Annotated in this window: 27 protein-coding genes, 1 tRNA gene and 1 pseudogene; 8 read left to right on the top strand and 21 right to left on the bottom strand. The window is 68.3% G+C overall.

Annotation, left to right across the window (positions count from 1 at the left end; all coding sequences use genetic code 11):
- Nucleotides 1-97 precede the first annotated feature (97 nt).
- The 6 genes from AC37TH_RS18635 to AC37TH_RS18610 all read left to right on the top strand — a co-directional run bounded on the left by AC37TH_RS18635 (nucleotide 98) and on the right by AC37TH_RS18610 (nucleotide 4,505).
- Nucleotides 98-790: a phosphocholine cytidylyltransferase family protein gene (locus AC37TH_RS18635; protein ID WP_490765832.1), complete on the top strand. Its 693-nt coding sequence runs from the start codon at nucleotides 98-100 to the stop codon at nucleotides 788-790.
- Nucleotides 791-860: 70 nt separating this feature from the next.
- Complete coding sequence (locus AC37TH_RS18630; protein WP_490765831.1) at nucleotides 861-1,670, top strand: ABC transporter permease; 810 nt, start codon at nucleotides 861-863, stop codon at nucleotides 1,668-1,670.
- Entirely contained in the window at nucleotides 1,670-2,407 is a 738-nt protein-coding gene (locus AC37TH_RS18625) for an ABC transporter ATP-binding protein (protein WP_490765830.1), read from the top strand. Before AC37TH_RS18630 ends, AC37TH_RS18625 begins: the two co-directional genes overlap by 1 nt.
- A gap of 140 nt (nucleotides 2,408-2,547) precedes the next feature.
- The gene (locus AC37TH_RS18620) at nucleotides 2,548-2,868 is read left to right on the top strand and encodes a hypothetical protein (protein WP_490765829.1); all 321 of its coding nucleotides are present in this window, start codon (nucleotides 2,548-2,550) and stop codon (nucleotides 2,866-2,868) included.
- A 105-nt stretch (nucleotides 2,869-2,973) separates the two neighbouring features.
- Nucleotides 2,974-3,288: a helix-turn-helix domain-containing protein gene (locus AC37TH_RS18615; protein WP_490765828.1), complete on the top strand. Its 315-nt coding sequence runs from the start codon at nucleotides 2,974-2,976 to the stop codon at nucleotides 3,286-3,288.
- Nucleotides 3,289-3,386: 98 nt separating this feature from the next.
- Nucleotides 3,387-4,505 (top strand): hypothetical protein, encoded by a 1,119-nt coding sequence (locus AC37TH_RS18610; RefSeq protein ID WP_490765827.1) that lies wholly within the window; start codon nucleotides 3,387-3,389, stop codon nucleotides 4,503-4,505.
- Nucleotides 4,506-4,511: 6 nt separating this feature from the next.
- On the opposite strand, the gene AC37TH_RS18605 is transcribed toward AC37TH_RS18610, so the two are convergent.
- The 4 genes from AC37TH_RS18605 to AC37TH_RS18590 form a co-directional block, all read right to left on the bottom strand.
- The gene (locus AC37TH_RS18605; protein ID WP_490765826.1) at nucleotides 4,512-5,393 is read right to left on the bottom strand and encodes a glycosyltransferase family 2 protein; all 882 of its coding nucleotides are present in this window, start codon (nucleotides 5,391-5,393) and stop codon (nucleotides 4,512-4,514) included.
- Nucleotides 5,386-6,204 carry a CDP-alcohol phosphatidyltransferase family protein gene (locus AC37TH_RS18600; RefSeq protein WP_490765825.1) on the bottom strand — a complete coding sequence of 273 codons (819 nt, stop codon included), beginning with the start codon at nucleotides 6,202-6,204 and terminating at the stop codon, nucleotides 5,386-5,388. The genes AC37TH_RS18605 and AC37TH_RS18600 overlap by 8 nt, the downstream gene beginning before the upstream one ends.
- Before the next feature lie 2 nt (nucleotides 6,205-6,206).
- Nucleotides 6,207-7,250: a glycosyltransferase family 2 protein gene (locus tag AC37TH_RS18595; RefSeq protein ID WP_490765824.1), complete on the bottom strand. Its 1,044-nt coding sequence runs from the start codon at nucleotides 7,248-7,250 to the stop codon at nucleotides 6,207-6,209.
- A gap of 129 nt (nucleotides 7,251-7,379) precedes the next feature.
- Nucleotides 7,380-9,149 carry a S1C family serine protease gene (locus AC37TH_RS18590; RefSeq protein ID WP_490765823.1) on the bottom strand — a complete coding sequence of 590 codons (1,770 nt, stop codon included), beginning with the start codon at nucleotides 9,147-9,149 and terminating at the stop codon, nucleotides 7,380-7,382.
- Nucleotides 9,150-9,316: 167 nt separating this feature from the next.
- On the opposite strand from AC37TH_RS18590, the pseudogene AC37TH_RS18585 reads away from it, so the two are divergent.
- Nucleotides 9,317-10,512, top strand: a pseudogene (locus AC37TH_RS18585) (pyridoxal phosphate-dependent aminotransferase).
- A gap of 17 nt (nucleotides 10,513-10,529) precedes the next feature.
- On the opposite strand, the gene AC37TH_RS18580 reads toward AC37TH_RS18585, so the two are convergent.
- Genes AC37TH_RS18580 through AC37TH_RS18550 form a run of 7 tightly spaced genes read right to left on the bottom strand, consistent with a single transcriptional unit; the run spans nucleotide 10,530 to nucleotide 16,604 of the window.
- Entirely contained in the window at nucleotides 10,530-11,345 is an 816-nt protein-coding gene (locus AC37TH_RS18580; RefSeq protein WP_490765822.1) for a carbon-nitrogen hydrolase family protein, read from the bottom strand.
- Between the two features lie 44 nt (nucleotides 11,346-11,389).
- Nucleotides 11,390-13,153, bottom strand: coding sequence for a sensor histidine kinase (locus tag AC37TH_RS18575; protein ID WP_490765821.1), 1,764 nt, complete (start codon nucleotides 13,151-13,153; stop codon nucleotides 11,390-11,392).
- Complete coding sequence (locus AC37TH_RS18570; protein ID WP_490765820.1) at nucleotides 13,150-13,545, bottom strand: response regulator; 396 nt, start codon at nucleotides 13,543-13,545, stop codon at nucleotides 13,150-13,152. Before AC37TH_RS18570 ends, AC37TH_RS18575 begins: the two co-directional genes overlap by 4 nt.
- Nucleotides 13,542-13,697, bottom strand: a complete 156-nt coding sequence (locus tag AC37TH_RS18565) for a hypothetical protein (protein WP_490765819.1) — start codon at nucleotides 13,695-13,697, stop codon at nucleotides 13,542-13,544. The genes AC37TH_RS18570 and AC37TH_RS18565 overlap by 4 nt, the downstream gene beginning before the upstream one ends.
- Nucleotides 13,694-14,506 carry a PHP domain-containing protein gene (locus AC37TH_RS18560; protein WP_490765818.1) on the bottom strand — a complete coding sequence of 271 codons (813 nt, stop codon included), beginning with the start codon at nucleotides 14,504-14,506 and terminating at the stop codon, nucleotides 13,694-13,696. The genes AC37TH_RS18565 and AC37TH_RS18560 overlap by 4 nt, the downstream gene beginning before the upstream one ends.
- Nucleotides 14,503-15,504, bottom strand: coding sequence for an ATP-grasp domain-containing protein (locus AC37TH_RS18555; protein ID WP_490765817.1), 1,002 nt, complete (start codon nucleotides 15,502-15,504; stop codon nucleotides 14,503-14,505). The genes AC37TH_RS18560 and AC37TH_RS18555 overlap by 4 nt, the downstream gene beginning before the upstream one ends.
- Nucleotides 15,501-16,604: a PIG-L deacetylase family protein gene (locus AC37TH_RS18550; RefSeq protein ID WP_490765816.1), complete on the bottom strand. Its 1,104-nt coding sequence runs from the start codon at nucleotides 16,602-16,604 to the stop codon at nucleotides 15,501-15,503. The genes AC37TH_RS18555 and AC37TH_RS18550 overlap by 4 nt, the downstream gene beginning before the upstream one ends.
- 171 nt (nucleotides 16,605-16,775) lie before the next feature.
- Here AC37TH_RS18550 and AC37TH_RS18545 point away from each other — a divergent pair.
- A tRNA-Met gene (locus AC37TH_RS18545) sits at nucleotides 16,776-16,852 on the top strand.
- Between the two features lie 57 nt (nucleotides 16,853-16,909).
- Here AC37TH_RS18545 and AC37TH_RS18540 read toward each other — a convergent pair.
- The 10 genes from AC37TH_RS18540 to AC37TH_RS18495 are packed head-to-tail and all read right to left on the bottom strand — an operon-like array spanning nucleotide 16,910 to nucleotide 26,432.
- Nucleotides 16,910-17,392 (bottom strand): hypothetical protein, encoded by a 483-nt coding sequence (locus AC37TH_RS18540; RefSeq protein ID WP_490765815.1) that lies wholly within the window; start codon nucleotides 17,390-17,392, stop codon nucleotides 16,910-16,912.
- 59 nt (nucleotides 17,393-17,451) lie between these two features.
- Nucleotides 17,452-18,408 carry a ketopantoate reductase family protein gene (locus AC37TH_RS18535; protein ID WP_490765814.1) on the bottom strand — a complete coding sequence of 319 codons (957 nt, stop codon included), beginning with the start codon at nucleotides 18,406-18,408 and terminating at the stop codon, nucleotides 17,452-17,454.
- The gene (locus AC37TH_RS18530; protein ID WP_490765813.1) at nucleotides 18,405-19,259 is read right to left on the bottom strand and encodes an alpha/beta fold hydrolase; all 855 of its coding nucleotides are present in this window, start codon (nucleotides 19,257-19,259) and stop codon (nucleotides 18,405-18,407) included. Before AC37TH_RS18530 ends, AC37TH_RS18535 begins: the two co-directional genes overlap by 4 nt.
- A complete protein-coding gene (locus AC37TH_RS18525) occupies nucleotides 19,256-20,971 on the bottom strand; it encodes a DUF885 domain-containing protein (RefSeq protein WP_490765812.1) in 1,716 nt (571 codons plus the stop codon). Before AC37TH_RS18525 ends, AC37TH_RS18530 begins: the two co-directional genes overlap by 4 nt.
- A gap of 58 nt (nucleotides 20,972-21,029) precedes the next feature.
- The gene (locus AC37TH_RS18520) at nucleotides 21,030-21,740 is read right to left on the bottom strand and encodes an SDR family NAD(P)-dependent oxidoreductase (RefSeq protein WP_490765811.1); all 711 of its coding nucleotides are present in this window, start codon (nucleotides 21,738-21,740) and stop codon (nucleotides 21,030-21,032) included.
- Nucleotides 21,730-22,623, bottom strand: a complete 894-nt coding sequence (locus tag AC37TH_RS18515) for a MurR/RpiR family transcriptional regulator (protein WP_490765810.1) — start codon at nucleotides 22,621-22,623, stop codon at nucleotides 21,730-21,732. Before AC37TH_RS18515 ends, AC37TH_RS18520 begins: the two co-directional genes overlap by 11 nt.
- 41 nt (nucleotides 22,624-22,664) lie before the next feature.
- Nucleotides 22,665-23,585, bottom strand: a complete 921-nt coding sequence (locus AC37TH_RS18510; protein WP_490765809.1) for an isoaspartyl peptidase/L-asparaginase family protein — start codon at nucleotides 23,583-23,585, stop codon at nucleotides 22,665-22,667.
- Nucleotides 23,585-24,421 carry a M55 family metallopeptidase gene (locus AC37TH_RS18505; protein WP_490765808.1) on the bottom strand — a complete coding sequence of 279 codons (837 nt, stop codon included), beginning with the start codon at nucleotides 24,419-24,421 and terminating at the stop codon, nucleotides 23,585-23,587. The genes AC37TH_RS18510 and AC37TH_RS18505 overlap by 1 nt, the downstream gene beginning before the upstream one ends.
- A gap of 11 nt (nucleotides 24,422-24,432) precedes the next feature.
- Nucleotides 24,433-25,446 (bottom strand): ABC transporter ATP-binding protein, encoded by a 1,014-nt coding sequence (locus AC37TH_RS18500; RefSeq protein WP_490765807.1) that lies wholly within the window; start codon nucleotides 25,444-25,446, stop codon nucleotides 24,433-24,435.
- Nucleotides 25,443-26,432, bottom strand: a complete 990-nt coding sequence (locus AC37TH_RS18495; RefSeq protein ID WP_490765806.1) for an ABC transporter ATP-binding protein — start codon at nucleotides 26,430-26,432, stop codon at nucleotides 25,443-25,445. The genes AC37TH_RS18500 and AC37TH_RS18495 overlap by 4 nt, the downstream gene beginning before the upstream one ends.
- Nucleotide 26,433 lies beyond the last annotated feature (1 nt).

Here is a 26,433-nt window from a genome sequence, read left to right as displayed (position 1 = left end):
GTGCGGCTGAACCCTGGGCGAACCCTGAACCGGATTTCGGTTAAGTGGTGTCCAGCAGGCCATCGCCTCCCTCCGCACGGAACCCAAGGAGACAATTGTGACGACCCAGGTAGTGATTCTGGCCGCCGGCATGGGCAGCCGCCTCGGACGAAGCCTTCCGAAGCCTCTCACCGAGCTGAGCGACGGCCGCACCATCATGCAGCAGCAGTTCGACAACATCCACGCGGCCTTCGGCAAAGACGCCAAGGTGACCATCGTGGTCGGCTACAAGCTGGAGCACATCATCGAGGCGTTCCCCGACGCCTCCTTCGTCTACAACGAGCAGTACGACCAGACCAACACCTCCAAGAGCCTCATGCGTGCCCTGCAGGCGTCCGGCACTGGCGGCGTGCTCTGGATGAACGGCGACGTCGTCTTCGACCCCGCCGTCCTCGTTCGCGCTGCAGCGACCGTCAACCGCGACCAGACCTTCGTGACCGTCAACACCTCGTCGGTCGCCGACGAGGAGGTCAAGTACACCACCGGCGCCGAGGGCTACATCCAGGAGCTCTCCAAGACCGTCAAGAACGGTCTGGGCGAGGCCGTCGGCATCAATTACGTGTCCAGCACCGACAAGGCCGCGCTGCTCCGCCAGCTGCAGCGTGTCGGCGACCAGGACTACTTCGAGCGCGGCATCGAGCTCGCCATCGAGCAGGATGCACTGCTCGTCGAGCCGGTGAACATCTCCGACCTGTACGCGGTCGAGGTCGACTTCCAGGAAGACCTCGAACGCGCCAACCTTTTCGTTTAGTCGCCGGTTTTTCGTATAGTCGAATCCGCTGCGTGACGAGCACGCAGCTTCGATCAATACGATGGGTTCCGTGACCAGTACATTCACTGCAGTGCGCCCGGCGCAGCGAACGAAGTTCGCCCGCTATCGGCACTCCCTCTGGTTGCTGACCAAGCGCGATCTGCGCGTCCGCTATTCGACGAGCGTTCTCGGCTACCTGTGGTCGATCCTCGACCCGCTGGTGATGAGCGGAATCTACTGGCTCGTCTTCACGCAGATCTTCCACCGCAACGTCGGCGAAGAGCCGTACATCGTCTTCCTGCTCGCGGCGCTGCTGCCCTGGATGTGGTTCAACGGCGCCGTCTCGGACAGCACCCGTGCGTTCCTGCGCAAGTCGAAGCTCATCAGGTCCACGATGATCCCCCGCTCGATCTGGGTGAACAGGATCGTCGCCTCCAAAGGGATCGAGTTCCTGCTCTCGCTGCCGGTGCTCGCGTTCTTCGCGATCGCCGGGGGCGCGAAGGTCAACATCGACATCCTGCTGTTCCCGCTCGCCATCGTGATCCAGGTGATCCTGACGATGGGGGTCGGCCTGATCGTCGCACCGCTCGTCGTGTTCTTCCGCGACCTGGAGCGCGCGATCAAGCTCTTCCTGCGTTTCCTCTTCTACGCGTCGCCGATCATCTACAGCGCGCGCGACCTGGAGCACGTCCACATCCTGAAGGATCTGGCGGCGTTCAACCCGCTCACCGGGCTGTTCAGCCTCTATCGGGCGACCTTCTTCGCCCAGGAGCTCGACTGGTACCTGGTGCTGATGAGCGCCCTGGTGTCCCTCATCCTGCTCGTGGTCGGCGTCCTGGTGTTCCGGCGCAGCGAGCGCGCCGTCCTGAAGGAGATCTGATGTCGGAACCGATCATCGACGTCACCGGGCTCGGTGTCCGGTTCCGTCGCAACCGCGGCGGACGACGCTCGTTCAAAGACCTGTTCAGCTCGCGGCCCCGCCGCGCACGCCCTGACGACTTCTGGGCCCTCCGCAACGTCAGCTTCGCCGTGAACGAGGGCGAGGCGATCGGCGTGGTCGGCCGGAACGGCCAGGGCAAGTCGACCCTGCTGAAGCTGGTCGCCGGCGTCATGCTGCCGGATGAGGGCGCCGTCACGATCGACGAGGGCGTCGCGCCGCTGATCGAGATCACCGGCGGTTTCGTCGACGACCTCACCGTGCGCGACAACGTCTACCTGACGGCCGGCCTGCACGGCATGTCGAAGTCGCAGATCGACGAGCGGTTCGAGAGCATCATCGACTTCGCCGAGATCGGCGACTTCGTCGACACCCCGTACAAGCATCTGTCGAGCGGCATGAAGGTGCGCATCGCGTTCTCCGTCATCTCGCAGCTGGAGGAGCCGATCATCCTGGTCGACGAGGTGCTCGCGGTCGGCGACCGCGGATTCCGCGAGAAGTGCTACCGGCGCATCGAGGAGCTTCTGGCCGGCGGCAGAACACTCTTCTTCGTGTCGCACAATGAGAAAGACCTGCGCCGATTCTGCGAACGCGGACTGTACCTCGACAAGGGTGCGCTCGTGCTCGACGGCTCCATCGACGAGGTGCTCGACCTCTACAATCGCGATTACGGAAACTGATCGAAACCCCCGGTCAGCGGGGCATTCCGGAGGGGTAGCCAATCCCTCCACAGAAAAGAATTCGACGAGTTCTCCACAGAAAAGGCACAGACGCCAGATCTGAGCGATCCAGCGTCGGATGCGATCCATAGTGTGATGGCATGATCCGCCGACACCGCACATTGCACAGTCCATCGTCCACCCGCCGGGCAGCCGCCGTGGCCCACCCCGTCCCCTGGCAGGTCGATCGCAGCGCGCCGCCGCTGTATCGCCTGATCAACACCAGCAGAGACGTCCTCCGCGGCGTCACCGTGCAGATCGCCGGACGCTCCCGGCTGACCGTGAGCAGCCCGGCCGCCGTCGCGCCGGGCGACGCCGTCGGCGCGACCGTCACCGGGCACGACCTCGCGCGAGACACCATCCTCGTCGTGCGGTGGTTCCGGCCCGACGGCACGGAATACCTCTGGAACGTCAGCTTCTGACGAGGGGTTGAAACGTATGTATTTTGCATCTTTCAAGCACACGGCGAGAGTGTCCGAGGCATGCCGACTCTGGCGGTCTACACGAGATCACCGTATTTGTTATTTATGCCAGCTCAACCATTGTCCCCAGCCGCCGTGATCTTCGGCAGCCGTGTCCGCGGCGTCCGTGTCGAACTCGGACTCAGCCAGGAGAACGTCGCCGACCTCGCTCAGATGCACGTCACCAACTACGGCAAGATCGAGCGCGGCGTCTCGAATCCGAGTCTCGTCACGATCCTTCGGATCGCGAGCGTCCTCGGCGTAGACGTCGGGACGCTCACCACCGAACTGACCGGAGAACATCTGCCGGAGGGTTACAGCGTGCTGTCCGCCGCCGAATACCTCCGGTCGCGCACCGGATCCGGTGAGCGCTCACGCTGATCGAGCCGCCCAGCCCCTGACGGGGGAAGACCTTCTGCGAGGAACACGGAAAATCAATCCCCTGTTCCTCGCAGAATGTACGCATACACTCGGGGTCGATGGCTAGACAGCAGAAACCGCTCGTATCGGTCACCGGGACGTCCGCGACGGGGGCAGAAACGCCTCGCGTGCTCAACTCGACGCTCGACCGGTTCCTCGCGATCCACCGACCAGCCGTGCTCGCGCACCTGCGCAGCATCCGCCGCAGGAACCCCGGTGCCACGCCCGCCCAGCTCGCGGCGATCCTCGAACGACGCTACCTGGCCGCCGTGACCACGGGAGGCGCCGCCGTCGGAGTCACCGCGGTCATCCCCGCGATCGGCACCGGCGTCACGATCGCCCTTTCCGGCTTGGAGACGGCCGGCTTCCTGGAGGCCACGGCGCTCTACGCCCAATCACTCAGCGAACTGCACGGCATCGCGGTAGACGACCCGGAGCGCGCCCGGGCCCTCGTGCTCACGATGATGCTGGGCAGGGAGGGTTCCGACCTCGTGCGACAGCTCGCCGGGCAGGTCAGCGGTTCCGGCGCGGGAAGGAGCGCGTACTGGGGCGAGCTCGTCACCTCGAGCCTGCCTACGATCGCGGTCGGCCCGTTGGTGGATCGCCTGAAGAGCGCCTTCATCCGCCAGTTCGCGGTGCGAGGCGGCGCCGGCATCATCGGCCGCGCGATCCCGTTCGGGATCGGCGCCGTCATCGGCGGAGCGGGCAACAACATCCTGGGCCGTCGTGTCGTGCAGAACTCCCGGCTGGCGTTCGGCCGACCGCCGGAGGTGTTCCCCGCCGTGACCGATCCTGTCGTGCGGGCCGTCGCGGCCGGAGACGGCACGCCCGGCATCGCCGGGCGCTCCATCGCGGCGACGGCCGAGGGCGTCCGCCGGATGGGCGTGAGCGCAGGAGGCGCAGCGGTCAGGGCCGGAACGGCGCTGCGCGGCGCTCTTCCCCGGCGACGCTCGTCGTCCGCCGGACGCCCGGCACAGGGCGAGCTGGGCGCAGCCGGAATCGGCGTCGACGGTGCGGACGTCGACGAACTGGATGCTGCCCCGCTGAACGACGACCAGTTGAGCGACGACCAGTTGAGCGACGACCAGTTGAGCGACGACCAGTTGAGCGACGAAGAGCTGGGAGCAGACGAGCGGAGAGCAGTCGAGCTGGCTGCAGACGAGCGCGCAGACGACTAACAGCGGTCAGACGATCGGCGGTCGCCCGGCGAGCGTCATGCGCCAGACCGTGCGCCAGCGGAGCGGTCGGCGCTCCCCCGGGTCGGTGCGCCAGCCTTCACGCCAGCCGCCGAACCAGGCCTTGAGCACGGCCGGTTTCCGGGACCACCGCAGGAGCTGGATGCCCGTCCACGATCCGACGTACAGCGGGACGAGCACCACCGGCAGGTTGCGTCGTGCCAGCCACACCCGGTTGCGGGCGTTGAGCCGGTAATAGTATGCGTGCCGCGTCGGCGACACAGCAGGGTGGTTGGCGATCAGGTCGCCCGCGTACCAGGTGCGCTTGCCCTGGTCCCAGACCTTCCACGCCAGGTCGATGCCCTCGTGGGCATAGAAGAACGGGGCGGCCCAGCCGCCCGCCGTATCGAAGACGGCGCGCGGCAGCACGATGACCGCCTCACACACCGAGAACACATTGCTCGGGTGCGCGGGGTCGCCCTTCCGGATGCGCGGGATCCAGCGGCGGGGGGACATGGTGCCGGACGGGTCGACGATGCGCGGCTGGATCATCCCGATGCCGGGGTCGGCGTCGAGCTTCCCGATCGCATCGCTGAGGAAGGCGGGCGACGGGATGCACGCGTCGTCGTCCAAGAAGAGCAGGACGTCGCCGGAGACGAGCGGGACGCCGGCATTGCGGCCGGCCGGGATGCCCAGGTTGTCCGGCAGGTGCAGCGTCTGAATGCCGCCGGGAAGCGCTGGGTCGGACGTGGCAGGGTCCCAGCCGTTGCCGACGACGACGATGTCGGTCGTGACCCCGGTCTGCGCCAGCACCGAGTCGATGCCGCGGCGCAGCTCGACCGGCCGCGTGCCCTGGGTGAGCACGACGACGGCGACCCGCCGGTCAGCCACGGACCCGCTTCGACGACATGATGGCCACGAAGTGCCCGATCAGCGCCAGCAAGGCGAGCGGGACGAGGGCGGACAACAGGATGCGGTTGGCCAGCTGATCGCCGATGAAGAGCCCGACGATCGAGAACACGAAGATCATGATCGTCAGCTCGACCGAGTGGTAGAGGCGGTGGAACGGCACGAACCGTGCGGCACGGCGCAGGCTGGCGATCACGCCGTGGGTGGGCGCGTACGCTGCCTGCGTGTCTGCCAGCTTGCCGAGCCCGGCGTTCGCCCGAGCGACGCGCACCATGTCGTTGAGCGCCTTGTTGAGCACGATGATGAGGGCGAGCAGCGTGCCCAGGTTGGTCCAGAAGTAGTCGGCCGGGGCCTCGAACGGGTACCCGGCCGCGCGGATGCCGAGCGCGATCGCGATCAGCGTCTCGGTGGAGTAGTGCCCGACGTTGTCGAGGAAGATTCCAGCGGGCGACGACGTCTTGCGCCACCGCGCGACTTCTCCGTCGCAGCAGTCGACGAGCATCTGCAGCTGACCCAGGATGAGCGCGAGCGCTGCGCCGCCGATGCCGGGGATGAGCAGGCTCGCCGCGGTGACCCAGCCGGTCAGGATCATCAGGCCGGTGACACCGTTGGCCGAGATCGAGGTCTTGAGCAGGAACCAGGTGAGGTATGGCGACAGGTTGCGCAGGTAGAGCGACGCCGTCCAGTGTTCGGCGTTGCGTCGGCCGCGCACCTCAGGCGGCTGCGCGACGGCGCGCAGTTCGGCGATCGAGGTCGGGCGCGCTCCGTGCGCGCCGGTTCCAGGGGCTGACATGGCTACCTTCCCGTGTGGGCGGTGATGTTGCGGGTGAGGGACAGGTATCCGAGGATGAATCCGCTCCCCCAGCAGAAATGGATGCACGGCAAGACTACGAGAAACCACAAGAACGACCGAAAGCCGTCTTTCCTGCCCCAGAGGAACGCCGAGACGATCACGATCAGCACGTAGAACGCGGGGATCGCGAAACCGATGAGCAGCCACGGCGCCGCACCCAGGATGGCCTGGACGATGCCGACGATGCCCAGGATCAGCCCGACGGCCACGCCGATCACCATCAGCGGAGGCGCGAAGTAGCGCAGGCCGTTGGCCGCGGGGAAGCGACGGGCGAGCTCACCGCGCCAGACGCCGGTCGACACGAACTGCCTGGCCAGCCGGTAGAGGTTCGGGCGGGGACGGTATGTGACCTTGAGGCGCGGCGTGAACCACACCGTGCCGCCCGTCGACCGGAGGCGACGGTTCAGCTCCCAGTCCTGCCCGCGCTTGATGTCCTCGTCGAACATGCCGACTTCGAGGAGCCTGTCACGCTGGAAGACGCCGAGGTAGACGGTCTCGGCCGGGCCTGCCTCACCTCCGACGTGGAGCTTCGTTCCGCCGAGGCCGATCCGGCTGCCGTACGCCCGGGCGACCGCGCGCTCGAACGGCGTCGTGCCCTGCGCATCCATCAGCCCGCCGACGTTGTCGGCGCCGGTCTCCAGGATGGTCTCGACGGCGATGCGGGCGTAGTCGGTCGGCAGGACCGAATGGGCATCCACCCGGATGACCACGGGGAAGTGCGACTGGCGGATAGCCAGGTTGAGACCGGCCGGCGTCGAGCCGACGACGTTCTCGACGATGTGGATGCGGTTGTCGACGGCTGCGAGCTCTTCGACGAGCTCCGTGGTCCCGTCCATGCTCGGGCCGAGCGCAATGGTGACCTCGAACGGTCCTGCGTAGTCCTGGGCGAGGAGGCTGTCGACAGCCGCCCGCACGTGAGTGACTTCGTTCAGAACGGGCATCACGTACGAGACACCGGTGAGGGTGTGCACAGTGTTGTCCGGCATCGGTTCCATTCGTCGTTTTCGGGTCGTTCGAGCTTATCAGCCGCGCATCCTCACGCCTGAGAGGTCGCATGAACGCCGCGAGGCCGCCCCGCTGCTGCGGGACGGCCTCGTGGTCGGTGCGCCGGGCGATCAGCTCGCCGGGAGCGAACCCACCGTGACAGTCGTCGTCTTGGTCTGGCCGTCGCGGATGTACGTGACATCCGCCTTCGAGCCGGCCGCGAGGGCGCGGACCTGAGCGGTGAGGTCGGTCGCGCTCGTGATCGGAACGCCGTTGAAGTTCACGATCTCGTCACCGGCCTTGAGGCCGGCGCCCGCCGCTGCGCCACCGGACGTGACGTCTTTGATGATGGCGCCGACGCTCGTCGCCTTGGTGTCGGAGGACGAGTCGGTGACGGAGGCGCCGAGCAGGCCGTGCGTCGCGGAGCCGTTCTTGATGATGTCCTGCGAGATGCGCTGCGCGAGGTTCGCCGGGATGGCGAAGCCGACGCCGATGCTGCCCGACTGGGTGCCGGACGACGACGTGCCGCTCGCGCTGGCGATGGCCACGTTGACGCCGATCAGTTCGCCCTTGCTGTTGAGCAGCGCGCCGCCCGAGTTGCCGGGGTTGATCGCCGCGTCGGTCTGGATGACCGGCAGCGAGATCGTGGCCGTCGTGGTGCTCTGCGAGCCGGAGCCGGAGCCTGAGCCGCCCTGACCGGGGAAGTCGAAGTTCCACGGGGTGCCGCTGCTGCCGCTGCCGCTGCCGCCGGACGAGCTGTCCCCGGACGTGGGAGCAGCCGAGGACGCGATGCTGATGCTGCGGTTGAGCGCGCTGACGATGCCGTCCGTGACCGTCCCGGAGAGGCCGAGCGGTGCGCCGATCGCCACGGCGGTGTCGCCGACGTTCAGCTTGCTCGAGTCGGCGAACTTCATCGGGGTGAGGCCGGACGCACCGTCGAGCTTGATGACCGCGAGGTCGGTGGTCGGGTCGGTGCCGACGATCTTGGCCGTGTAGATCTTGCCGTCGTTGTCTTGGACGCTGACGGTCACGTTCGACGCCTGGCCGTCGAGCGTCACGACGTGCGTGTTGGTGAGGACGTAGCCGTCGGAGGTGAGGACGATGCCGGAGCCCGTCCCTCCCTCGCTCGACCCCGTCACCGAGATGGTGACGACGCTCGGCGACGCTTTGGCGGCGACGGCGGTGATCGTGGTGGCATTGTTGGCGTCGTTGACCGTGATGTTCTGCGGGCCGGAGACCGTCTTGATGGTCGCGTTGTTCGAGCTAGTCGCGGCGTACAGGCCGACACCGGCTCCCGCTCCGGCGACGCCGCCGATGAGGGCGCCGATCGCGAGCGTGGCGATGATCATGCCGGTGTTGCGCTTCTTGGCCGGCTTGTCCGCGGTGGCGACGCCGGGAGCTGTCGCGTACGGACCCTGCTGCGCGTGCGGTGCGTACGGCTGCTGCGGTGCACCCTGGTAGGCGTGCGACGGCTGGCCGAACGAGCCCTGCCCGTAGTTCGGCTGCTGCGCGGTCGGCTGCTGCGCGGTCGGCTGCTGCGCGGTCGGCTGCTGCGCGGTCGGCTGCTGGCCGTATGGCTGCGGCGGGACCGGCTGCGTCGGCTGGGTCTGATGTGCCGCGGGGACCGCGGGTGCGGTCGGCTGCGGTACGGTGGGCTGCGCATCCGTCGGCTGCGCGGCGGCGGGCGCCTCCCAGGCCGGCGTGGCTGCCGGTGCGGCAGGCGCTGCGTCGGCAGCAGGCGCTGCGTCGGCAGCAGGCGCTGCGTCGGCAGCAGGCGCTGCCTCTGCCGCGACCTGGTGGTCTGCGCTGGTGGGCGTCTCGGCTGCAGCACCCGCGACCGACTCGGTGTCGGCGTCGTGCTGGGCCTTCGCGGGCTCCGGAGTGATCGGGGTGTCAGTCATGGTGTTGCTCCTTCCAAGCACTGACAGCTTGGGATGCGAACCTGGGTGTTCTATTTGCGGGTCCTGTGGACGAGCTACTGCCTGTCAATGACTCTGCACAACGTACCGAATGCGGCGTACGCCCGACACCCCGTAGGTTGGAACGCACGACCGGAGAGGACGGACCCATGACGGTGACAGGGGCGTGGAGGCGCGCGGCACGCGGAGCAGGACTGCTCGGCTCCGACGGTTCGGTCGCGGCGACGATCTTCGCCGAGATGAGCGCGCTGGCCGTGCGCACCGGTGCGATCAACCTCGGCCAGGGCTTCCCGGACGAGGACGGGCCGGCCGAGGTACTGGAGGCCGCCGTCGCCGCCATCCGCTCCGGAGACAACCAGTACCCGCCAGGGATCGGCATTCCCAACCTGCGGCTGGCCATCGCCGAGCATCAGCAGCGTTTCTATGGGCTCACCGTCGACCCGGACAGGGAGGTCCTCGTGACGGCGGGCGCCACGGAGGCCATCGCCGCGACGCTGCTCGCACTGCTCCAGCCAGGCGACGAAGTCGTCACCTTCGAGCCGTTCTACGACGCGTACGGCGCCCTCATCGGCCTGGCGGATGCCAGACACCGCACTGTGCCGCTGCGCCTCCCCGACTTCCAGCCCGACCTGGACGAACTCCGGAACGCCGTGACCGACCGCACCAGGATCATCCTGGTCAACTCCCCGCACAATCCGACGGGAACGGTCCTCTCCCCGAGGTGCTGCGGACGATCGTCGAGCTGGCGCACCAGCACGATGCGGTCATCGTCACCGACGAGGTGTACGAGCACCTCACCTTCGGGCTCCCGCACGTCCCCATCGCAACGCTGCCGGGGGCGAAGGAGCGCACGGTGAGCATCTCCTCCGGAGGGAAGACGTTCAGCACGACGGGCTGGAAGGTGGGCTGGCTCACGGCCCCTGCCGACCTCGTCACCGCCATCCTCGCGGTGAAGCAGTTCCTCACCTACGTCAACGGCGCGCCGTTCCAGCCCGCCATCGCGGCGGGGCTCCGGCTCGGCGACGAGTACTTCGACGGCATCGCCGCGACGCTGCGCACCAAGAAGGACCTCCTGTCCGACGGCCTCCGGGCTGCGGGGTTCGGCGTCGCGAACTCGGACGGGACGTACTTCGTGGTCGCCGACGCCGCCCCGCTCGGCTACCCGGACGCTGTGCGGTTCTGCCGGGAGCTTCCGGAGCTCGCCGGGGTCGTCGCCGTGCCGCTTTCGGCGTTCTGCACGCAGGAGTACAGCGCACAAACGGCCTCCCTCGTGCGGTTCGCGTTCTGCAAGCGCACGGAGGTGCTGGAGCGGGCGGCTGCCCAACTCGCCGAGTTGCGTCGCTGACCCGCGGACGCTCCCGGTCAGTTGATCGGCTGCACGCGGTAGCGCCGCAGAGCCAGCGCGGGATTCAGCTCCCGCACCGACCGGATGCGCTCGGCGCTCACGTCGGCGACCGCCACGCCGGTCGTCTCGCCGAGTGTTGCCAGGGCGACGCCCATCGGGTCGACGATCGTGCTCCCGCCGACACCGATCGGCGGCGTGTGGTCCGCCGCGGCGACGTAGAGCGTGTTCTCGATGGCGCGCGCGGCGATCAGCGTGCGCCAGTGCTGCTCCTTCAGCGGGCCACGCACCCACTCGGCGGGCACGAGCACCAGTTCCGCCCCCGCATCCGCCAGTCGCCTGGTCACTTCGGGGAACCGCAGGTCGTAGCAGGTCTGCATCCCGACGGTGATGCCGTCGGCGTCGAACGTCTGGGGCGTGTCGAGGCCGCCCGGAACCACCCAGTCCGACTCGCGCGCCCCGAACGCGTCGTAGAGATGCTGCTTGCGATACGTGGCGACGATGTCCCCGATCGGGGAGACGGCGACGAGCGTGTTGGAGAACCGGCGCCGGTCCTCCGTGCGCTCCACGAGCCCCGCGACCACGAAGACGGCGTGCTCGCGCGCCGCCGCCGCCAAGGCGCTGATGAACGGCCCGTCCAGCCATTCCGCGTTGTGCAGGAAGCCGTCGCCCAGTGGATGCACGAAGTACGACGAGTACTCCGGGAACACCACCAGCCGTGCCCCGCGCCCGGCGGCGACGGCGACGAACGCCGCGACGGCGTCCCTGTTGTGCACGCGATCGTCCGTCGGCGCGAACTGCACGACGGCGACCGTGATTCCCTGCGACTCGTCCATCGTTCCTCCCGCGTGTACGGCGTGCCCTGCGTCAGTGCCCTGCGTCAGTGCCCTGCGTCGACCGCTGTCGTAGCCGCGATCTCCAACGGCAGGCGCAGGCTGATCGTGGTTCCGACGCCCTCTTCGCTGGCGATGTCGATGCTTCCACCGTGCGCTGTGACGATCGCCTTCGTGATCGTCAGGCCGAGACCGACTCCTGGCACGGCGTTGCGGGTGGCAGTGGAGGCACGGAAGAACCGGTTCGAGAGCTGCCCGAGTTCCACGGCGGGGATGCCGATGCCCGTGTCGGTGACCGCGATGACCGCATCGCCGCCGTCGCGGGAGAGCGTCACCGTGACGCTGCCTCCCGACGGCGTGAACTTGATCGCGTTGGAGACGAGGTTGTCGATGGACTGGCCGATCCGGATCGGGTCGCCGAAGATCGTGACGGGTTGCTCCGGCAGCGAGGCGGAGAGCGCGACGCCGGCATTCGCGGCGACCGGGCCGGCCGACTCGACCGAGGCCGAGACGAGTGGCCCGAGCTCCAGGTCCTTCTGCTCCAGCGGGAAGCGTCCGGACTCCACCTGTGCGGTGAAGAGGAGGTCGCCTACGAGCTTCAGCAGGCGGTGCGCATTGCGCTCCGCGACCCCCAGGTATTGGAGTTGCTCCTCCGACAGCGGGTCGTCCTCGTCGTCGCGCATCAGTTCCAGGTAGCCGAGGATCGAGCTGAGCGGCGTACGCAGTTCATGCGAAATGAGGCCGACGAACTCGTCTTTCAGCCGGGCGAACTCGCGCGCCTGCGTCATGTCCGTGGCGACGAAGATGAAGCCCACCCGGTGACCGTTCTCGTCGAGCCGCGGTGTCGCAGCGACCTGAACGGGCACGTGCTTGCCGTCCGGCCGCACGTACGTCCAGTCGCGCACGTCGGCGTATCCGGAGCGGACGGCGTCGACCAGAGCGGAGAAGTCCTCGGCGCTCGACACGGTCTGCACCCGCGCATCCATGTCGCGGAGGCGCTGTTCCAGCTCCTCCTGCAGGTGGAAGTCGATGACGTGACGTCTGCCGTCGATCGCCTGCTTCTCGGTGAGGCCGAGCATCTTCTCGGCTCCCGGGTTCCAGACGTCGATGAGCCCGTCGAGGTCCGTGCCGATCACGGACTGCTCGGTGACGGCGTTCCAGATGCTCTGGATGAGGCGGTTGGCCGTCTTCAGCCTGGCCTCGTTGAGCACCAGTTCGTCCTGCGAGCGCACAGCCTGTTCGAGCAGTTCCTTGCGCAGCTTCGCCGCCTCGTTCGCCGAGGCGAGCTGCACTCTCACCCTGTGCGCGATCTCGTTGATGACCACCGCGACGATCATGTAGATCAGTGGAGAGAAGATCGCCCGCACCATATCGCCGACGGTCGTCGGCACAGAGGTGGAGATCAGAGGCGCCAGCAGCACGAGGAAGGTGCCGAGGGCAGCGATCACCGCGTTGATCCTGCCCTCCTCCGTCGCGATCCACACGAACGGGAGCAGCAGCAGCGCGCCGTACGGCGAGCTCGAGCCGCCTGTGCCCAGGCGAAACAGCCCCACCGCGATCAGCGACAACACCGGGATGAGGATCGACCACTCCGTCTTCAGCCTCCGCCAGGGCAGTGCGAACGACAGGATGCTCGCCGCTGCCGCCAGAATGACGCCGAGATAGAAGTACAGCGGCTCCGTCGGGGAGGGGCTGACCGGCAGCAGGATGACACCGACCGCGATCAGGAAGCCGATGATCGTCGGCAGCTGCTTGATGAACGGGGTCGGCGAGTCGAGGGAGATTCTTCCGAGCCAGCGGTCGATGGTCATACTGTGGCCTCCATCCCGAGCATGTCGCGGATGCGCCCGGTCAGCAGCTTGGGGCTGAACGGCTTGATGATGAAGCTGTCGGAGCGTTCGGCGACGACGCCGTGGTCGGTGAGGAGTTGCACCGACGCCGACACCATCAGGATGAGCGTCGCGCTCACGACGGGATCGGCCCGGACGGCCTCAGCGACCTCGACCCCGTTCATCCCCGGCATCGAGATGTCGAGGACGACGAGGTCGATGCCGCCGGCGCGCACGGCGTCGAGCGCGGCCTGGCCGTTGTCGACGGCTGCGACCACCTCGACGCCTGCGCGTCTGGCGGCGATCAGCATGAGTCCGCGGATGTCGTCGTCATCGTCCGCGATGACGACGCGGGGCACGGCGGCGTCGCTCACGGGAGGAACACCGTGCGAACGACGACGATCGCGGCCAGCACAACCAGGGCGATCCCTGCATACGGGAGCAGGCGGTACTCCCAGCGCTTGTTCGCGTCGATCTCGCGCTGAATCTTCTCGTACTGCTCACTGTTCATGTCGATGGGGCTCATCGGTCCTCCTCCCCTGGTTCGGCCGGAATCGGATTGTCCGTCTCGGTTCGACGATAGGCGTCGTCGAGGATGCGCGCCACACGTTCGTAGCGGCCGACCTCTGTGGCGACGTGGCTGTCCGTAGACGCGACGATGCGCGCTCCCGCGCTGATCAGCGCTGCGACGGCCGCGGGACCAGGGCACGCCCACTTCTCATTGACCTCGACGATGGTGCCCGTCCTCGCCGCCGCCGTCGCGAAGGCGTCGAGCCTATCGGCGCCGAGCTGGTCCTCGGTCAGCCCAACCTTGGGCAGGATCGAGAACCAGTGCGCCAGCTGCACGTTCGGGATGCGCTGCATCGCGTTGATGCTCGCCGTGACGAGCTGGTCGAGCGCGTCGTCGGCCGAGAGTCCCCCGGCCAGGCGCTCCATCGTCTCCCTGGGCGACCACGGTCCGTCGATGCCGGGGAACTGGTGATCGCCGATCACGATCGCGTCGACACCGCCGACGCCGACGATCAGATCGGCCGGCGTGTCAACGGCGCCGGACACATCCAGCAGCTTCGTCTCCACCCCGGTGTACACGGTCAGGCCGCCCGGGATGCGCTCGGCGGCCACCGCGCGCACGAACTCGGGAACCCAGGTGGTCGACGCCCGCACATGGTCGATGAGCCGCAGCTCGCGCAGCCCGGCGGCGCCGGCGGCTGCGAGGTTCTCCTCGATCGTGCTCACCGCATCGTCGGAGAACGTCGAGTGGACGTGGTAGTCACCGAGCAGCAGCGAGCCGAGCAGCAGCGAGCGGTCCGGCAGCGGGGCGGGGCCCGTCGTCACTCCTCGCCCGGACCTTCCGCGTGCGCGGCGTTCTCGGAGACGAGCACGTCGGACGGGTCGAGGAAGACGTCCTCCAGGAAGCGCACGTTCGCCAGTTCGGCGAAGTCGACCGTCGCAGGCACGTCGGCGCCGGTCACGAGGTCGAGCAGCAGCGACGGCATGTCGACGCCGGCGGCGATGGTGAGCGGCATGGCGCCGGGGAAGCGCGGGTTCACTTCGAGCAACGCCGGGATGCCCGCCGTGCTGTACCGGAGCTGCACGTTCGCGACGCCGGTGAGCCCGATGGACCTGGCGACGTCGGCGGCCGTCTGCGACAGCTCGGCCCGCTTGACGGTGCGGCCGGCGATGGAGACCCCGGAGTCGACCCGCTCGCGCGAACGGGGAACGGCGGCTATGACGCTGCCGTCGAGCGCGGCGAGCACGTCGACCGAGAACTCTTCGCCCGGCAGGTTCTCCTGGATGATGATGCTCTCGTCGGTGCCGAGCGCTTCCAATGCCTCCCGGTCGGCGATGAGGCGGACCCCGCGCGAGCCTGCGCCGCTGCGCGGCTTGATGATGACGGGGAACGTCCAGTCGTGCGCGACGCCGTCTGCGTTCAGCAGCCGGGTCTCCGGAACCGCGAGCGAGCCTCTGCAGCGCTCGGCCAGGAGGAACTTGTCGAGGCAGACCGTCAGCGTCTCGATGCCAGGAGCGGCGAGCGCCGTTCCGACGGCGAGCAGGTCGTCGCGGCGGGAGGCGAGGCCGGGGAGTTCGACGTCGACGGTCGAGAACAGCACGTCCACGCCGTCGGCTTCGCACATCCTGATCAGTTCATCGACGAACCCGGCGGACTCCCCGGCCGGCACGATGCGCCGGTCGGCGGCGTCGACCAGGTACAGTCCGCTCGCCCAGCCGTCCATGTCGGCGGCGAGCACCTGCACGTCGTCGCGGGCCAGCAGGGAACGGATGACGGCGACACCGGCCGGGCCGCCGGCGCCTGTCACGAGAACACGGGTCACTTCTCTGTTCCTCGATTCACTTCTGTTCCTCTGTTCATGGCCGATCCTCTGGTGCGAGCCTCCGTCGTCAGCGACGACGCCGGCACCGAGATGTCAGCGGTGTCCTTGATCACTTCCAGCGGTTCGCAGCTCTGCCCACCGCCGAAACGCGACCAGTAGCGCGCCGTGGCGAGCACGAAATCGGGTTCGAGATATGCACGAAGCTCGGTCTGCGACCGGAAGCAGTCGATCAGACGCAGTTTCGCGTCTGTGAAACCATCTATCGGCACGAACCTGGTCGGCCGGTAGTCGATCGTCGCCGACGGGCTCTGATAGCAGCACACGGTGCGCACCGACCTGGTCGCGACGAGCGTCGCCGAGTGCACGGCACGGTGGTCCTGGTGCCGGTCGTGCGCGGAGTGCGTGTAGACGATGTCCGGCTGCACCTCGGCGACCACGCGCTCGATGATGCCGACCGTCGGGTCGGCCGCCGAGATCTGGGTGTCCTCCAGATCCTCCATGAACAGCCTGGCGCCGAGCAGTTCGGCGGAGGCGAGCGATTCGTGCTGCCGGTCGTCGGCGTCCCCTCCCCTGGCGCCTCTGGACATGGTGAGGATGACCACGGTGTTTCCCGCATCCCGATGCGCGGACAGGATGCCGCCGACGCCGATCTCGACATCGTCCGGGTGCGCGCCGATCGCCAGCACCACCTGCGGACGGGCGGCCGCCTTCTTGGTGCGCCCCTCCTCGGACAGCCGGGTGACGATGGAGATCAGATCGGAGGATGAGACCGGCTTCGTGAGGAATTCGTCCGCCTGCGCCCGCAGCGCCGACACGGCGTAGTCGACGGAGACGTGCGCCGTCATCACGACGACGGGCATCCCCGGATACTGGCTGCGCAGCACCTTGAGCAGCTCGAGACCGGAGATGCCGGGCATTTCGATGTCGGTGAGCACCAGGTCCGGCTCGAACTCGGCGATGGCCGCCAGCGCCTTCGACGGGTCGGTGATCGCGACGACCACGGCGTCCGCCCGCTTCTCCAGCACGGTCTTCATGTAGAAGGCGACGTCCGGATCGTCTTCGATCACGCAGACACGGTACTTCTGAAGCGAACTCGGCATGGGCGGCCTCCCTGTCCCACAGACTCTACCGGCGGCCCGCCGCCGGGTCTCGCCCCGAAACACGGCATCGACAGATCGGTCTACCTGAAACCCGGAATCACGGGCGGCGCGCCCGGGATTCGACCTCGATTTTCTATGAACACCAGCCGGTGCTAAAGTAAATTCTTGTGACGCGGGGTGGAGCAGCTCGGTAGCTCGCTGGGCTCATAACCCAGAGGTCGTAGGTTCAAATCCTGCCCCCGCAACCAAGAAGGCCCGGTCAGAAGAGATTCTGACCGGGCCTTTCGCTTGTTCGGCGCCCCATTTCACGGGTTGTGCGTGACGGTCAGCTCCGGTGAATTGAACGGGAACGGATAGATGGTCGTTCCCGTCCCGGTCAGCGAGTCGAACGGGAGCAGGGCCAGCCACAGCCCTCCGACGATGATGGAGACGGCGGCGAGAGCCATCACGGCGATCGCAGCCCTGTCGAAGATGCGGCCCGCCTGCTCGACGGTCGACGCCAGGCGGCCCACTCTGCCGATGGCGACGAACACGATCGCCGCGAACGCGACATAGACGATCCAGCTCGGGTGCATCGTGATGTTCACGCACGTCTCCGTCGACGGCTGCCCTGCCGTCCCCGGCATCCCGGAGCACTGGCCCTTGCTGCCGGTGCCGAGCGCGCTGTACACGACGCCCGCGATCGCCGTGGTGATCAGCAGCCTCCGGATGCACACCAGGATCGGCCCGGCCGGAAGCCGGGAGGTCTCCACGGTGTCCACCGTCTTCGTCCCCATCGTCCGCATCACGATTCCCCCTCGTATCGGCGTCGCCTCCGATACTGCCAGAAAGGGCGTGCGCGACGCGGTTACCCGGCTGAGCGGGCGGCCACGAACGCCGCGAGCTCGTCGAGGTTCGCGACCTCGCAGACGCGGTCGCCGTTCTCGATGTCGTGGATGAGGTCGCCGACCTTGCGGAAGATCGGGCCGTCGATGTCGCGGAGCATCTCGTCGATCTCGGTTTTGCGTTTGCGCACGGTGAGGTCGCGGTAGATGCCGCTGTGGGTCTTCGCGCTTCGGCGGTTGAAGGCGGCCAGACGGTCGAGGGAGCCGTCGAGGTCGTCCGGCACGAAGCCGTCGAAGCTCTCCACCCGCACGGGCGCTTGTGCCAGCACCTCGCGCGCGATGGCGATCATCACCGGACGATACCGGGGGTCTTCGAGGGAGTCGGCGATGGAGAGATCGGAGACCGCACCGGCCCACAGCATCGCGCCGTATGCCTCCTTGCCCCACAGGTAGCCGAGGACGTTGTCCGTCGCCTCGGCGTACGGCAGCGCATCCGCGAGGTCCTGGACGCGTGGCGTGATGCTGCCGCCACCGAGTTCACCCACCCGGAAGGTTGCGATGTTGCCCTGCATGATGCGACCCGGCCCCATCACATCCGCACCGAAGTTGACGAAGCTCGACACGACCCTGTCGGCGCCGAGCGCTCCGGTGAGGATGTCGGCGGTGAGACCGTTCTGAACTGTGAGGACGTAGCCGTCCGCGGACAGCCGGGGCGCGAGGAGGTCGGCGACAGATCGCGTGTGGTGGCTCTTGACGGCGACGATGGCGCGGTCGATGGTGGGCGGCAGTTCGTCGGGGAGGATCGCGGGCACGCGCACCGTGAGCTGGTTGACGGGACCCTCGATGCGCAGCCCGTCGCGATTGATCGCCTCCACGTGGGCGGCGTCGGCGTCGCAGAGCGTGACGTCGTGGCCGTCGACGGTCATCAGGGCGCCGATGGTGCCGCCGATCGCCCCCGCACCGATGATGTGCATCCTCATCGGACGACCTCCGCCACGGGAACAGCGCGGTCGGCGAACGCGCGCAGCACACGCTGGAACTCCTCGGCTTCCTCGACCTGCGGCGAGTGTCCCGATTTCTCGAAGATCACGAGCTCTGCGCCGGGGATGAGGCGTGCGATGGTCTCAGAGGCGCTGACCGGCGTCACCCAGTCTTTGCGGCCGACCGTGACCAGCGTCGGCACCGTGACAGCCGGCAGCGCCGGTTTGACGTCGTAGATCGGCCAGTTCTGCTGGAAGCACCAGTTGTGCGACTCGTGCCGGTAGATGCCTGCCTCGACGCGGGCGGCAGACTTCTCGGCGTCGTAGTCGAAGTCGTACAGCGGGATGAGCTCCGCCCAGCACGCCTTCAGGTCGGCGTCGTCGTGGATCTCGCCGCCCCAGTACCTGTTGAAATTGTCCCAGTTGATCTCCACCCGATCCTGGTTGCGCGCGTTCTCGAAGGCCAAGGCGAGGTTGCTTCCATCGGCCGACGTGTCGCGCAGGATGATCGCCGACACGTGCTCCGGATACGCGACCGCGTACTCGAGGGCGATGAAGCCGCCGTACGAACCACCGGCGACGACCACCTTCTCCACGCCAGCCCACTCGCGGATCGCGTCGACGTCCGCCGCCCACTGCTCGTGCGAATACGGAGGGATGCCCTCGCTCAGACCGCAGCCGCGCGCGTCGAAGACGATGACGCGGAACCGGTCGGCGAGGGGACCGAACGTCGCCCGCGGCTCCGCGAGCGAGCCGATGCCGCCGCCGCCGTGGTGGGCGATGAGCACCGGCCCGTCCTCCGGGCCGAAGACCTCGACGTTGAGCCTGCAGCCATTGATCGTGACGTTCATGCGTGACCTTTCTCGCTGATAACGCCCGCCTGCCAGCGCTGCACGGCGCCGGCCAGGACGGACAGGGGGACGGCGCCGTTTCCGAGCACGACGCCGTGGAAACCGGGGAGGGTGAAGCGGTCGCCGAGCGTGCGCTCCGCCTCCGAGCGGAGCCGCACGATCTCCTGACGGCCGATCATGTATGCGAGGGCCTGGCCCGGCCAGGCGATGTACCTGTCGACCTCGTTGCGGACGTTCGCCTCTGTGGTGACCGTGTTGTCCCACATGAACCGCATCGCGCGCTCCCTCGACCAGCCGAAGTGGTGGATGCCCGTGTCGATCACCAGGCGGCAGGCGCGCAGCGAGGAGAAGGAGAGCATCCCGAGCCGCTGAAGGTCGTCGGTATACAGGCCGAGCTCGTCCGCGAGCTTCTCCGCGTAGAGCCCCCAGCCCTCGATGAATCCGCAGAGCTCCGTGTCGAGGTAGCGGCGGTAGCGCGGGATGTCGAGGGTCTGAGCCGTCGCGAGCTGCAGGTGGTGGCCGGGGGTCGACTCGTGGAACGCGAGCGCCTCGTACTCATACGAGTACCTGCTCGACGGGTCGGTGGTCAGCAGGCAGTGCGCTCCCGGGCGGCTTCCGTCGGCCGCCGGAGGGCGGTAGTACGCGAGCGCGGCGTGCTCGGCGTCGATCGGGTTGATCTCCTCGATCACGCAGGACGGGATGTCGACGTGCGGGAACGCGAGCGAGCGCGCTGCCTCCGCCCTCGCCAGCGCAGCCTCCGCGACGCCGATGATCTGCTCGCGCGTCTCGAACCGGAGCGCAGGGTCGTCGCGCAGCCGCCGGCGGATCTCGTCAAAGTCGCTGGTGCCGAGCGCGCTCAGGCCGAGCACCTGCCAGCTCTCCCGCTGCTCGGCGATGATGTCGAGCCCCAGCTGGTGGATGCTCGCGGCATCCAGCGACGTGGTCGTGTGGCGGCGAACACTGTCGGCGTAGATGCCCTCACCGCCCGGCACGTTCAGGATGCCGACGTGCGCGTCGTCCCTGGCTCCGGGAAGCAGCTCGTCGCGCATCCGGTCGGCGAGGGCGAGCATGGCGGGCCGGATGCTGTCGGCGACGATCCGCTGCGCACGCTCCCGCACCGCCGCACCCGCTGTGCTCGCGGTCGGCTTGAGCAGCACATCCTGGTCGAGCGGGAGGGCGGCGTATCCGGTCAGCTGCTGCACGGCGTGCTGGATGCCCACCTGCGGCGCGATCCTGCCGCGGGCCGCCTCGACGGCGTAGCGGTCGCCGAGCGCGGTGAGCGACGCCGCGACGCCGTTCAGCCTGGCGAGGTAGCGGTCGCCGCCGTCGGCATCCAGGATCGTCATCGCCGGGAGCGCCTGGAAGATCAGCGCCTGCCTGCTCACGTAGCTCTTCGCCGAGGCGTTCGTGGCCCACTGGGCGTGGTGCGCATCCCGTTCGGCGCCCCAGGTGAGCGTGCCGAGCACCTGGTGGTCGATCAGCTCGGCCTCCGACAGTCCGTCCGTCGGCAGCCGGTCGAGGTCGGCCGCGATGGCACGGAAGTCGGCGGCAGCCTGCTCGCTCGCCTCGACGGACGGGTCGTTGCTGAGGTGGTCGAAGTCCTGGATGCCGAGCAGCGTCGCGCTGTACGGGTCGAAGGTGTGCTGGGTGGTGAAGTACTGCCGACCGAGATCGGCGAGGGCGGCGGAGGCCGCGGTGGAACTGTCGTTCACGGGAGTCCTTGGGTTCGGTCTGAGGGTGGGACGGGAAACGGGCGCGTCGGAACGCGGATCAGAACAGCGAGTGCCCGCCGTCGATCGAGAGGGTCTGCCCGCTGATCCAGCCGGCGCTCGGCGCTGCGAAGAACCGGACGCCGCGCGCGATGTCGAACGGCTCGCCGACCCTGCGGGTCGCGATCTTCTCGACCAGGGCACGCTGGCCGTCCTCCCCGTAGCTCTCCCACTGGGCGCGCGACGATGGGTTCGAGAGGACGAACCCCGGCGCGATGCAGTTGACGGTGATCCCGAACGGGCCGAGCTCGTGCGCGAGCTGCCTGGTGAAACCGATCTGCGCCGCCTTGGCCGTCGTGTACGCCTGGATGCCGGTGAGGCTCACGCTGCGGCCTGCGCCGGACGAAATGGTGACGATGCGGCCGAAGCCCTGCTCCTTCATCCGGCCGGCCGCGGCCCTGGTGCTCTGGAAGGTGGTCTGCAGGTTGGCGTCGAGCACCGCGAACCAGTCGCTATCGTCGAGCTCGTCGATCGGGGTGTGCGTCTGACCGGTGACCCCTCCCGCGTTGTTGACCAGGATGTCGACGGCGGGCAGGGAGGCGAAATACGCCGTCGCCTCCGCCGTGTTGGAGAGGTCGACTGTGTCGCGGTCCACGCCGAAGACGGTCGCCCCTCCGCGCTCGAGCTCGGCCGCGATGGCCTGCCCGATCCCCTGCGCCGTGCCCGTCACCACGGCGGTCAGGCCGTCGAACTCGTTCTCATCACCCGTCACTGCTGTGTCCGTCCTGTCGATTCTGATATTCGCTCGCCCGGAAGGAGCGATGGATGTGCACCTTCTCCTCCCACGCGCTCATCCGGCGGATCGCCCGCTCACCCACCTCGTGGAAGACGCCCTCGACGAGCGCCTCGATGAGCACCATGAGGCCGGCGAACGAGTCGAAGGGGATGCCCTCGACCGCCACGGGGAGGACGATGTCGGCGTCCTCGGCACTCGGCGAGAGGAACTCGTCGGTGATGACGATCACCGTCGCGCCCTGCTCACGGGCGAGCTCCGCGACCTGCTTGCTCGTCAGCTCGTACCTGCGCAGATCGAAGATGATCGCGACAGAGTCCTTCTTGAGCGCCAGGTACTTGCCGATGTCGCGGCCGAGCGGCTCCGGTGCGTACTCCACGCCAGGGATGAGCTGGTCCAGCTGCATCGCCAGGACATCCGCAAGGTGGCGGGAGAAGTAGCCGCCGGAGAGCAGCACGGACTTGGGCTTGGCTCCGAGCGCTGCGACCGCCCTCTCGAACTCTGCGGGAGGGATCGTCGCGTACAGCCGGTCGACCAGCCGCGCACGCTGAGCGACTGACCGCCGGAACACGCCCTCCTCTGTTCCGGGAGGCGACACCTGCTGCGCCCTGGTCACCGGCGCGTTGAGCTGGTGGGACACCTCAGAGCGCAACCGCGCCTGGAACTCGGCGAAGCCGCCGATCTCCAGCCGCGAAATCAGCCGCAGCACCGTCGGCGTGCTCGTCCCCGCTGTGCGGGCCAGGGACGCCGCGCTTGCGAGACCGGCGCTCGGATAGTCGGCGAGCAGGGCACGGGCGGCTTTGCGCTCGGCCGGGCTCAGCTCGTCCATCCTGGCGAAGATCTCGTCTTTGATCGGTGTCATGGGGTTCCTCCAGTGGAAGCTCGTCGCGTGTGCTCTCAGTATTACGTCAGAGCGACGAGCTCGGACGGAGTGCGGTATGCGGCGAACATGGCCGGGGAGTTGTGGGCGACGACGACGCGGCCGTCCGCCCCGACGGCGATGATGCCGCCGCTTGCTCCCCTGCTGTCCAGCTCGGTCTCGATGGTCGCTGCGACGGCGGCGGCGAGGTCGGCGCCGGTGTAGCGCATCCTGGAGGAGATGTCGTGCGAGACGACGCCCTCGATGAACGATTCGCCCTCTCCCGTGCACGACACGGCCACCACACCGTCGCGGGCGTATGTGCCTGCGCCGACGATCGGGGTGTCACCGACGCGTCCGTCGCGCTGGTTGACCATGCCGCCGGTCGAGGTCGCCGCAGCGACGCGGCCGCTCCTGTCGACGGCGACGGCGCCGACTGTCCCGTGGCGGGAGGCCTCCAGGCGCTTGGCCTGCACGTTCGTGAGCTGCAGCTGCCTGGCCGGGGTCACGAAGTAGTCGGGGCTCACCTGTTCGAGGCCCCACTCCAGCACCTGCTCGTCGCGCGGGGAGACGAGCAGCACGTGGTCGGACCCCTCCAGCACGGCCTTGGCGAGGAACACCGGGTTCTTCGCCGTGCGCGAGACGGCGACCGCTCCTGCGCGGCCGTCGCCCGTCATCACGCAGGCGTCGAGTTCGGCAGCACCGGAGGCTGTGAGCGCTGCTCCCCTGCCCGCGTTGAACAGCGGGTTGTCTTCCAGGTGCCGCACGGTCTCGCAGACGGCGTCCAAGGCGGAGCCGCCGGCGTCGAGGACGGCGGCGCCTGCCGCGTGCGCCTCGGAAAGACCGCGCTGGTAGTCGCCCTGCGCTTCGAGGGAGAGCTCTTCGATGCGCCCGCCCGCCCCGCCGTGGAGCACGAGTGCGTAGCCGTCGTCGCCGGGAGCGACGTCGATGATCGTGGTCGGCATCAGCGGCCACCCGCCTGACGGGTGATGTAGTTGACGGCGACGAACGACTCGAACATCGCGAGCAGGTCGTCGCCCTGGATGCGCACAGCGCGCTCCGCCGTGCGCTCCGCACCGCGCGCCCACGTGGCGACCTCGGCCATGTCTCCCGTCTGGAACTCCAGGTCGAGCGTCGCGGGCGCAGTGATCCCGGTTCCGGCGACGTGCCCAGCTGCGACGGCCTCCATCGCCTGCTTCGCGCCCGCCTCGATGAGACGGCAGGACTCGGCAGGGTGCAGGTTCAGCGCGCTGAAGCGGGTGATCGACTCCTTAGTGGTGACGGTGACCGCATCCGGTGCGAACGGGCGCGTCTCCTCCTGGACCACCGCATCCCCAGACAGGAAGGCGATCGGCACTCCGAAGTGCTCGGCGACGAGCGCGTTGATGCCGCTCTCCCCCACCTCGACGCCATTGACGGCCGCCCTGGTGAACACCTCGGGGTTGTAGGTGTGCGAGAGAGTGGACGGGCGGCCGGAGATGGAACCGTGGTAGCCGACGAAGAAGATCGCGTCGAACGTCTCGTCGAGGCCCTGCATCATGTAGCGCGGCTTGTGGCGGCCTGCCAGGTATTTGGCCTCCCCCGCGATCTTCCGCGGGTCGAGGTTCGCCATACGGCTGTGCGAGTCGTTCAGGACGATCTCCGTCGCGCCTCCCGCGATGGCTCCGGTGATCGCGGCGTTGACCTCGTCCTGCAGCAGTTCGCAGCCGAGGGTGTACGAGGCGCCGCTTCCCGGGCGGCACTGGTCCCAGTCGACGATGCCGGCGACACCTTCCATGTCGAACGATATCCAGACCTTCATTGATTCTCCTTCTATTCGCCGGTCGGGGCGATGCTCGGTAGTGCCACGGACTTGATGCAGGCGGCGCTGTGGTCGGTCGCCACCGCTGTCAGTTGAGGATCGACGATGGTGCACTCCTCCGACGCGAACGCGCAGCGGGGGCTGAACCGGCATCCGGCCGGAACGTCGAACGGGCTGGGCGGCTCCCCGTCGATGATCGGCTTGCTGTTCCTGCTGCCGGGGTTCATCCGCGGGATGGAGTCGATCAGCGCCCTGGTGTACGGGTGGCGGGGGTTCGAGAACAGTTCGGCGGTATCGGCGACCTCGACGATACGGCCGAGGTACATCACGGCGACCCGCTGGCTGAGGTGCTGCACGACAGCGAGGTTGTGCGCGATGAACAGGATGCTCAGCCCGAGCTCCTTCTGCAGCGTCGCGAAGAGGTCGAGGATCGTCGCCTGCACGGACACGTCGAGAGCGGAGACGGGTTCGTCGGCGATCAGGACGTCCGGCCGCACGGCGAGCGCCCGCGCGATGGCGAGCCTCTGCCGCTGGCCGCCGGAGAACTGGCTGGGGTACGCGTCGAGTGCATCGGCGTCGAGGCCGACCTGATTGAGCAGCCTGAGGCACTCTGCCGTGACCTCCGAGCGCGGAACGATGCGGTGCAGCAGCAGCAGTTCGCTGAGCATGGCGCGCACGCTGAGCCTCGGGTTCAGCGACGAGTACGGGTCCTGGAAGACCATCTGCACCCTGCGGGCGGCGTGACGGCCGCGCTGGGCGTCGCCCGGCGCATCCCAGTCGAGGCTGCCCGTCGTGGGGGTGAGGCTGCCGACGAGGATCTTCGCCAGCGTCGACTTGCCGGAGCCGGACTCGCCGACGAGCGCGAGGATCTCGCCTCTGCGCAGGTCGAGGTCGACGCCGTCGAGCGCGGTGAGGGTCGATCCGGGGCCACGCGACCACGGCATCCTGCCGCCGAGGTCGTAGGTCTTGGAGATGTTCGCGACACGGAGGATCTCCGTGTTCTCGCGCACCTGCAGATCGGTCACGCCGTCACCTCCAGCAGTCTGTCCACTTCGAAGCACGCCGATGCGTGGCCCGGCTCGTGCTCGTCGAGTGCCGGGGACGCCGTGTGGCAGTGCTCCTGCGCGAACGCACAGCGTGGCGCGAAGGCACAGCCCTGCGTGCGGCGCGCCAGGTTCGGCGGGAAGCCGGGGATGGCGACGAGCGCGCGGTCCGGCTGGTCGAAGTCCGGCGCGGAGGCGAGCAGGCCGGCGGTGTACGGGTGCTCCGGCCTGCGGAAGACGCGTTCGACGCTCCCCCGCTCCACGATGCGGCCCGCGTACATCACGGCCAGCTCGTCGCAGGTCTGGTTGACGACGGCGAGGTCGTGCGTCACGAACAGCAGGGAGGCGCCGACCTCCTCGCAGAGCTCCTCCAGCAGCCGGAGCACCTGGTGCTGCACGGTCACGTCGAGGGCGGTCGTCGGTTCGTCGCAGAGCAGCAGTTTCGGCTTGCAGGAGAGCGCCATGGCGATCATCACGCGCTGCCGGAGGCCGCCGGAGAGTTCGTGCGGGTACGCCCGCGCCCGCCTGGCCGGGTCGGGGATGCCCGTCTTGGCCATCATCGTGACCGCGAGGTCCCACGCCTCCGCCTTGGACAGGCCGAGGTGACGGCGCGATCCTTCCGCGATCTGGTCGCCGACGCGCAGCACGGGGTTGAGGGCGGTCATCGGCTCCTGGAAGATCATCGCGATCTCCGGGCCCATCAAGGCGCGCCTGGCCGCTCCGGTGGTGCTGGTCAGCTCGGTGTCGCCGTAGCGCAGGGATCCGCTCAGGATCTCGACGCCGCGCGGGAGCAGTCCGACGATGCTCCGCAGCGTCATCGATTTGCCTGAGCCGGACTCGCCGACGATGCCGAACCGCTCGCCGCGCGCGATCCGGAACGACACGTCGTCGACGATCACCGTCGGCGGTTGGTTTCCGTTGCGGACGCCGAGCGTGAGGTTGGCGACGTCGAGGATGGTGTCTGTCACG

Source organism: Leifsonia sp. McL0627 (assembly GCF_058244615.1).
The sequence above is the reverse complement of the archived record's forward strand: the minus strand, read 5'-3'. Positions and strand labels throughout refer to the sequence as shown.

Coding starts and splice junctions, on each gene's coding strand:
- AC37TH_RS18625 (WP_490765830.1), top strand. CDS start 1,670: ATGTCGGAACCGATCATCGACGTCACCGGGCTCGGTGTCCGGTTCCGT.
- AC37TH_RS18620 (WP_490765829.1), top strand. CDS start 2,548: ATGATCCGCCGACACCGCACATTGCACAGTCCATCGTCCACCCGCCGG.
- AC37TH_RS18615 (WP_490765828.1), top strand. CDS start 2,974: ATGCCAGCTCAACCATTGTCCCCAGCCGCCGTGATCTTCGGCAGCCGT.
- AC37TH_RS18610 (WP_490765827.1), top strand. CDS start 3,387: ATGGCTAGACAGCAGAAACCGCTCGTATCGGTCACCGGGACGTCCGCG.
- AC37TH_RS18600 (WP_490765825.1), bottom strand. CDS start 6,204: ATGTCAGCCCCTGGAACCGGCGCGCACGGAGCGCGCCCGACCTCGATC.
- AC37TH_RS18595 (WP_490765824.1), bottom strand. CDS start 7,250: ATGCCGGACAACACTGTGCACACCCTCACCGGTGTCTCGTACGTGATG.
- AC37TH_RS18590 (WP_490765823.1), bottom strand. CDS start 9,149: ATGACTGACACCCCGATCACTCCGGAGCCCGCGAAGGCCCAGCACGAC.
- AC37TH_RS18580 (WP_490765822.1), bottom strand. CDS start 11,345: ATGGACGAGTCGCAGGGAATCACGGTCGCCGTCGTGCAGTTCGCGCCG.
- AC37TH_RS18575 (WP_490765821.1), bottom strand. CDS start 13,153: ATGACCATCGACCGCTGGCTCGGAAGAATCTCCCTCGACTCGCCGACC.
- AC37TH_RS18565 (WP_490765819.1), bottom strand. CDS start 13,697: ATGAGCCCCATCGACATGAACAGTGAGCAGTACGAGAAGATTCAGCGC.
- AC37TH_RS18550 (WP_490765816.1), bottom strand. CDS start 16,604: ATGCCGAGTTCGCTTCAGAAGTACCGTGTCTGCGTGATCGAAGACGAT.
- AC37TH_RS18535 (WP_490765814.1), bottom strand. CDS start 18,408: ATGAGGATGCACATCATCGGTGCGGGGGCGATCGGCGGCACCATCGGC.
- AC37TH_RS18530 (WP_490765813.1), bottom strand. CDS start 19,259: ATGAACGTCACGATCAATGGCTGCAGGCTCAACGTCGAGGTCTTCGGC.
- AC37TH_RS18515 (WP_490765810.1), bottom strand. CDS start 22,623: ATGACACCGATCAAAGACGAGATCTTCGCCAGGATGGACGAGCTGAGC.
- AC37TH_RS18510 (WP_490765809.1), bottom strand. CDS start 23,585: ATGCCGACCACGATCATCGACGTCGCTCCCGGCGACGACGGCTACGCA.
- AC37TH_RS18505 (WP_490765808.1), bottom strand. CDS start 24,421: ATGAAGGTCTGGATATCGTTCGACATGGAAGGTGTCGCCGGCATCGTC.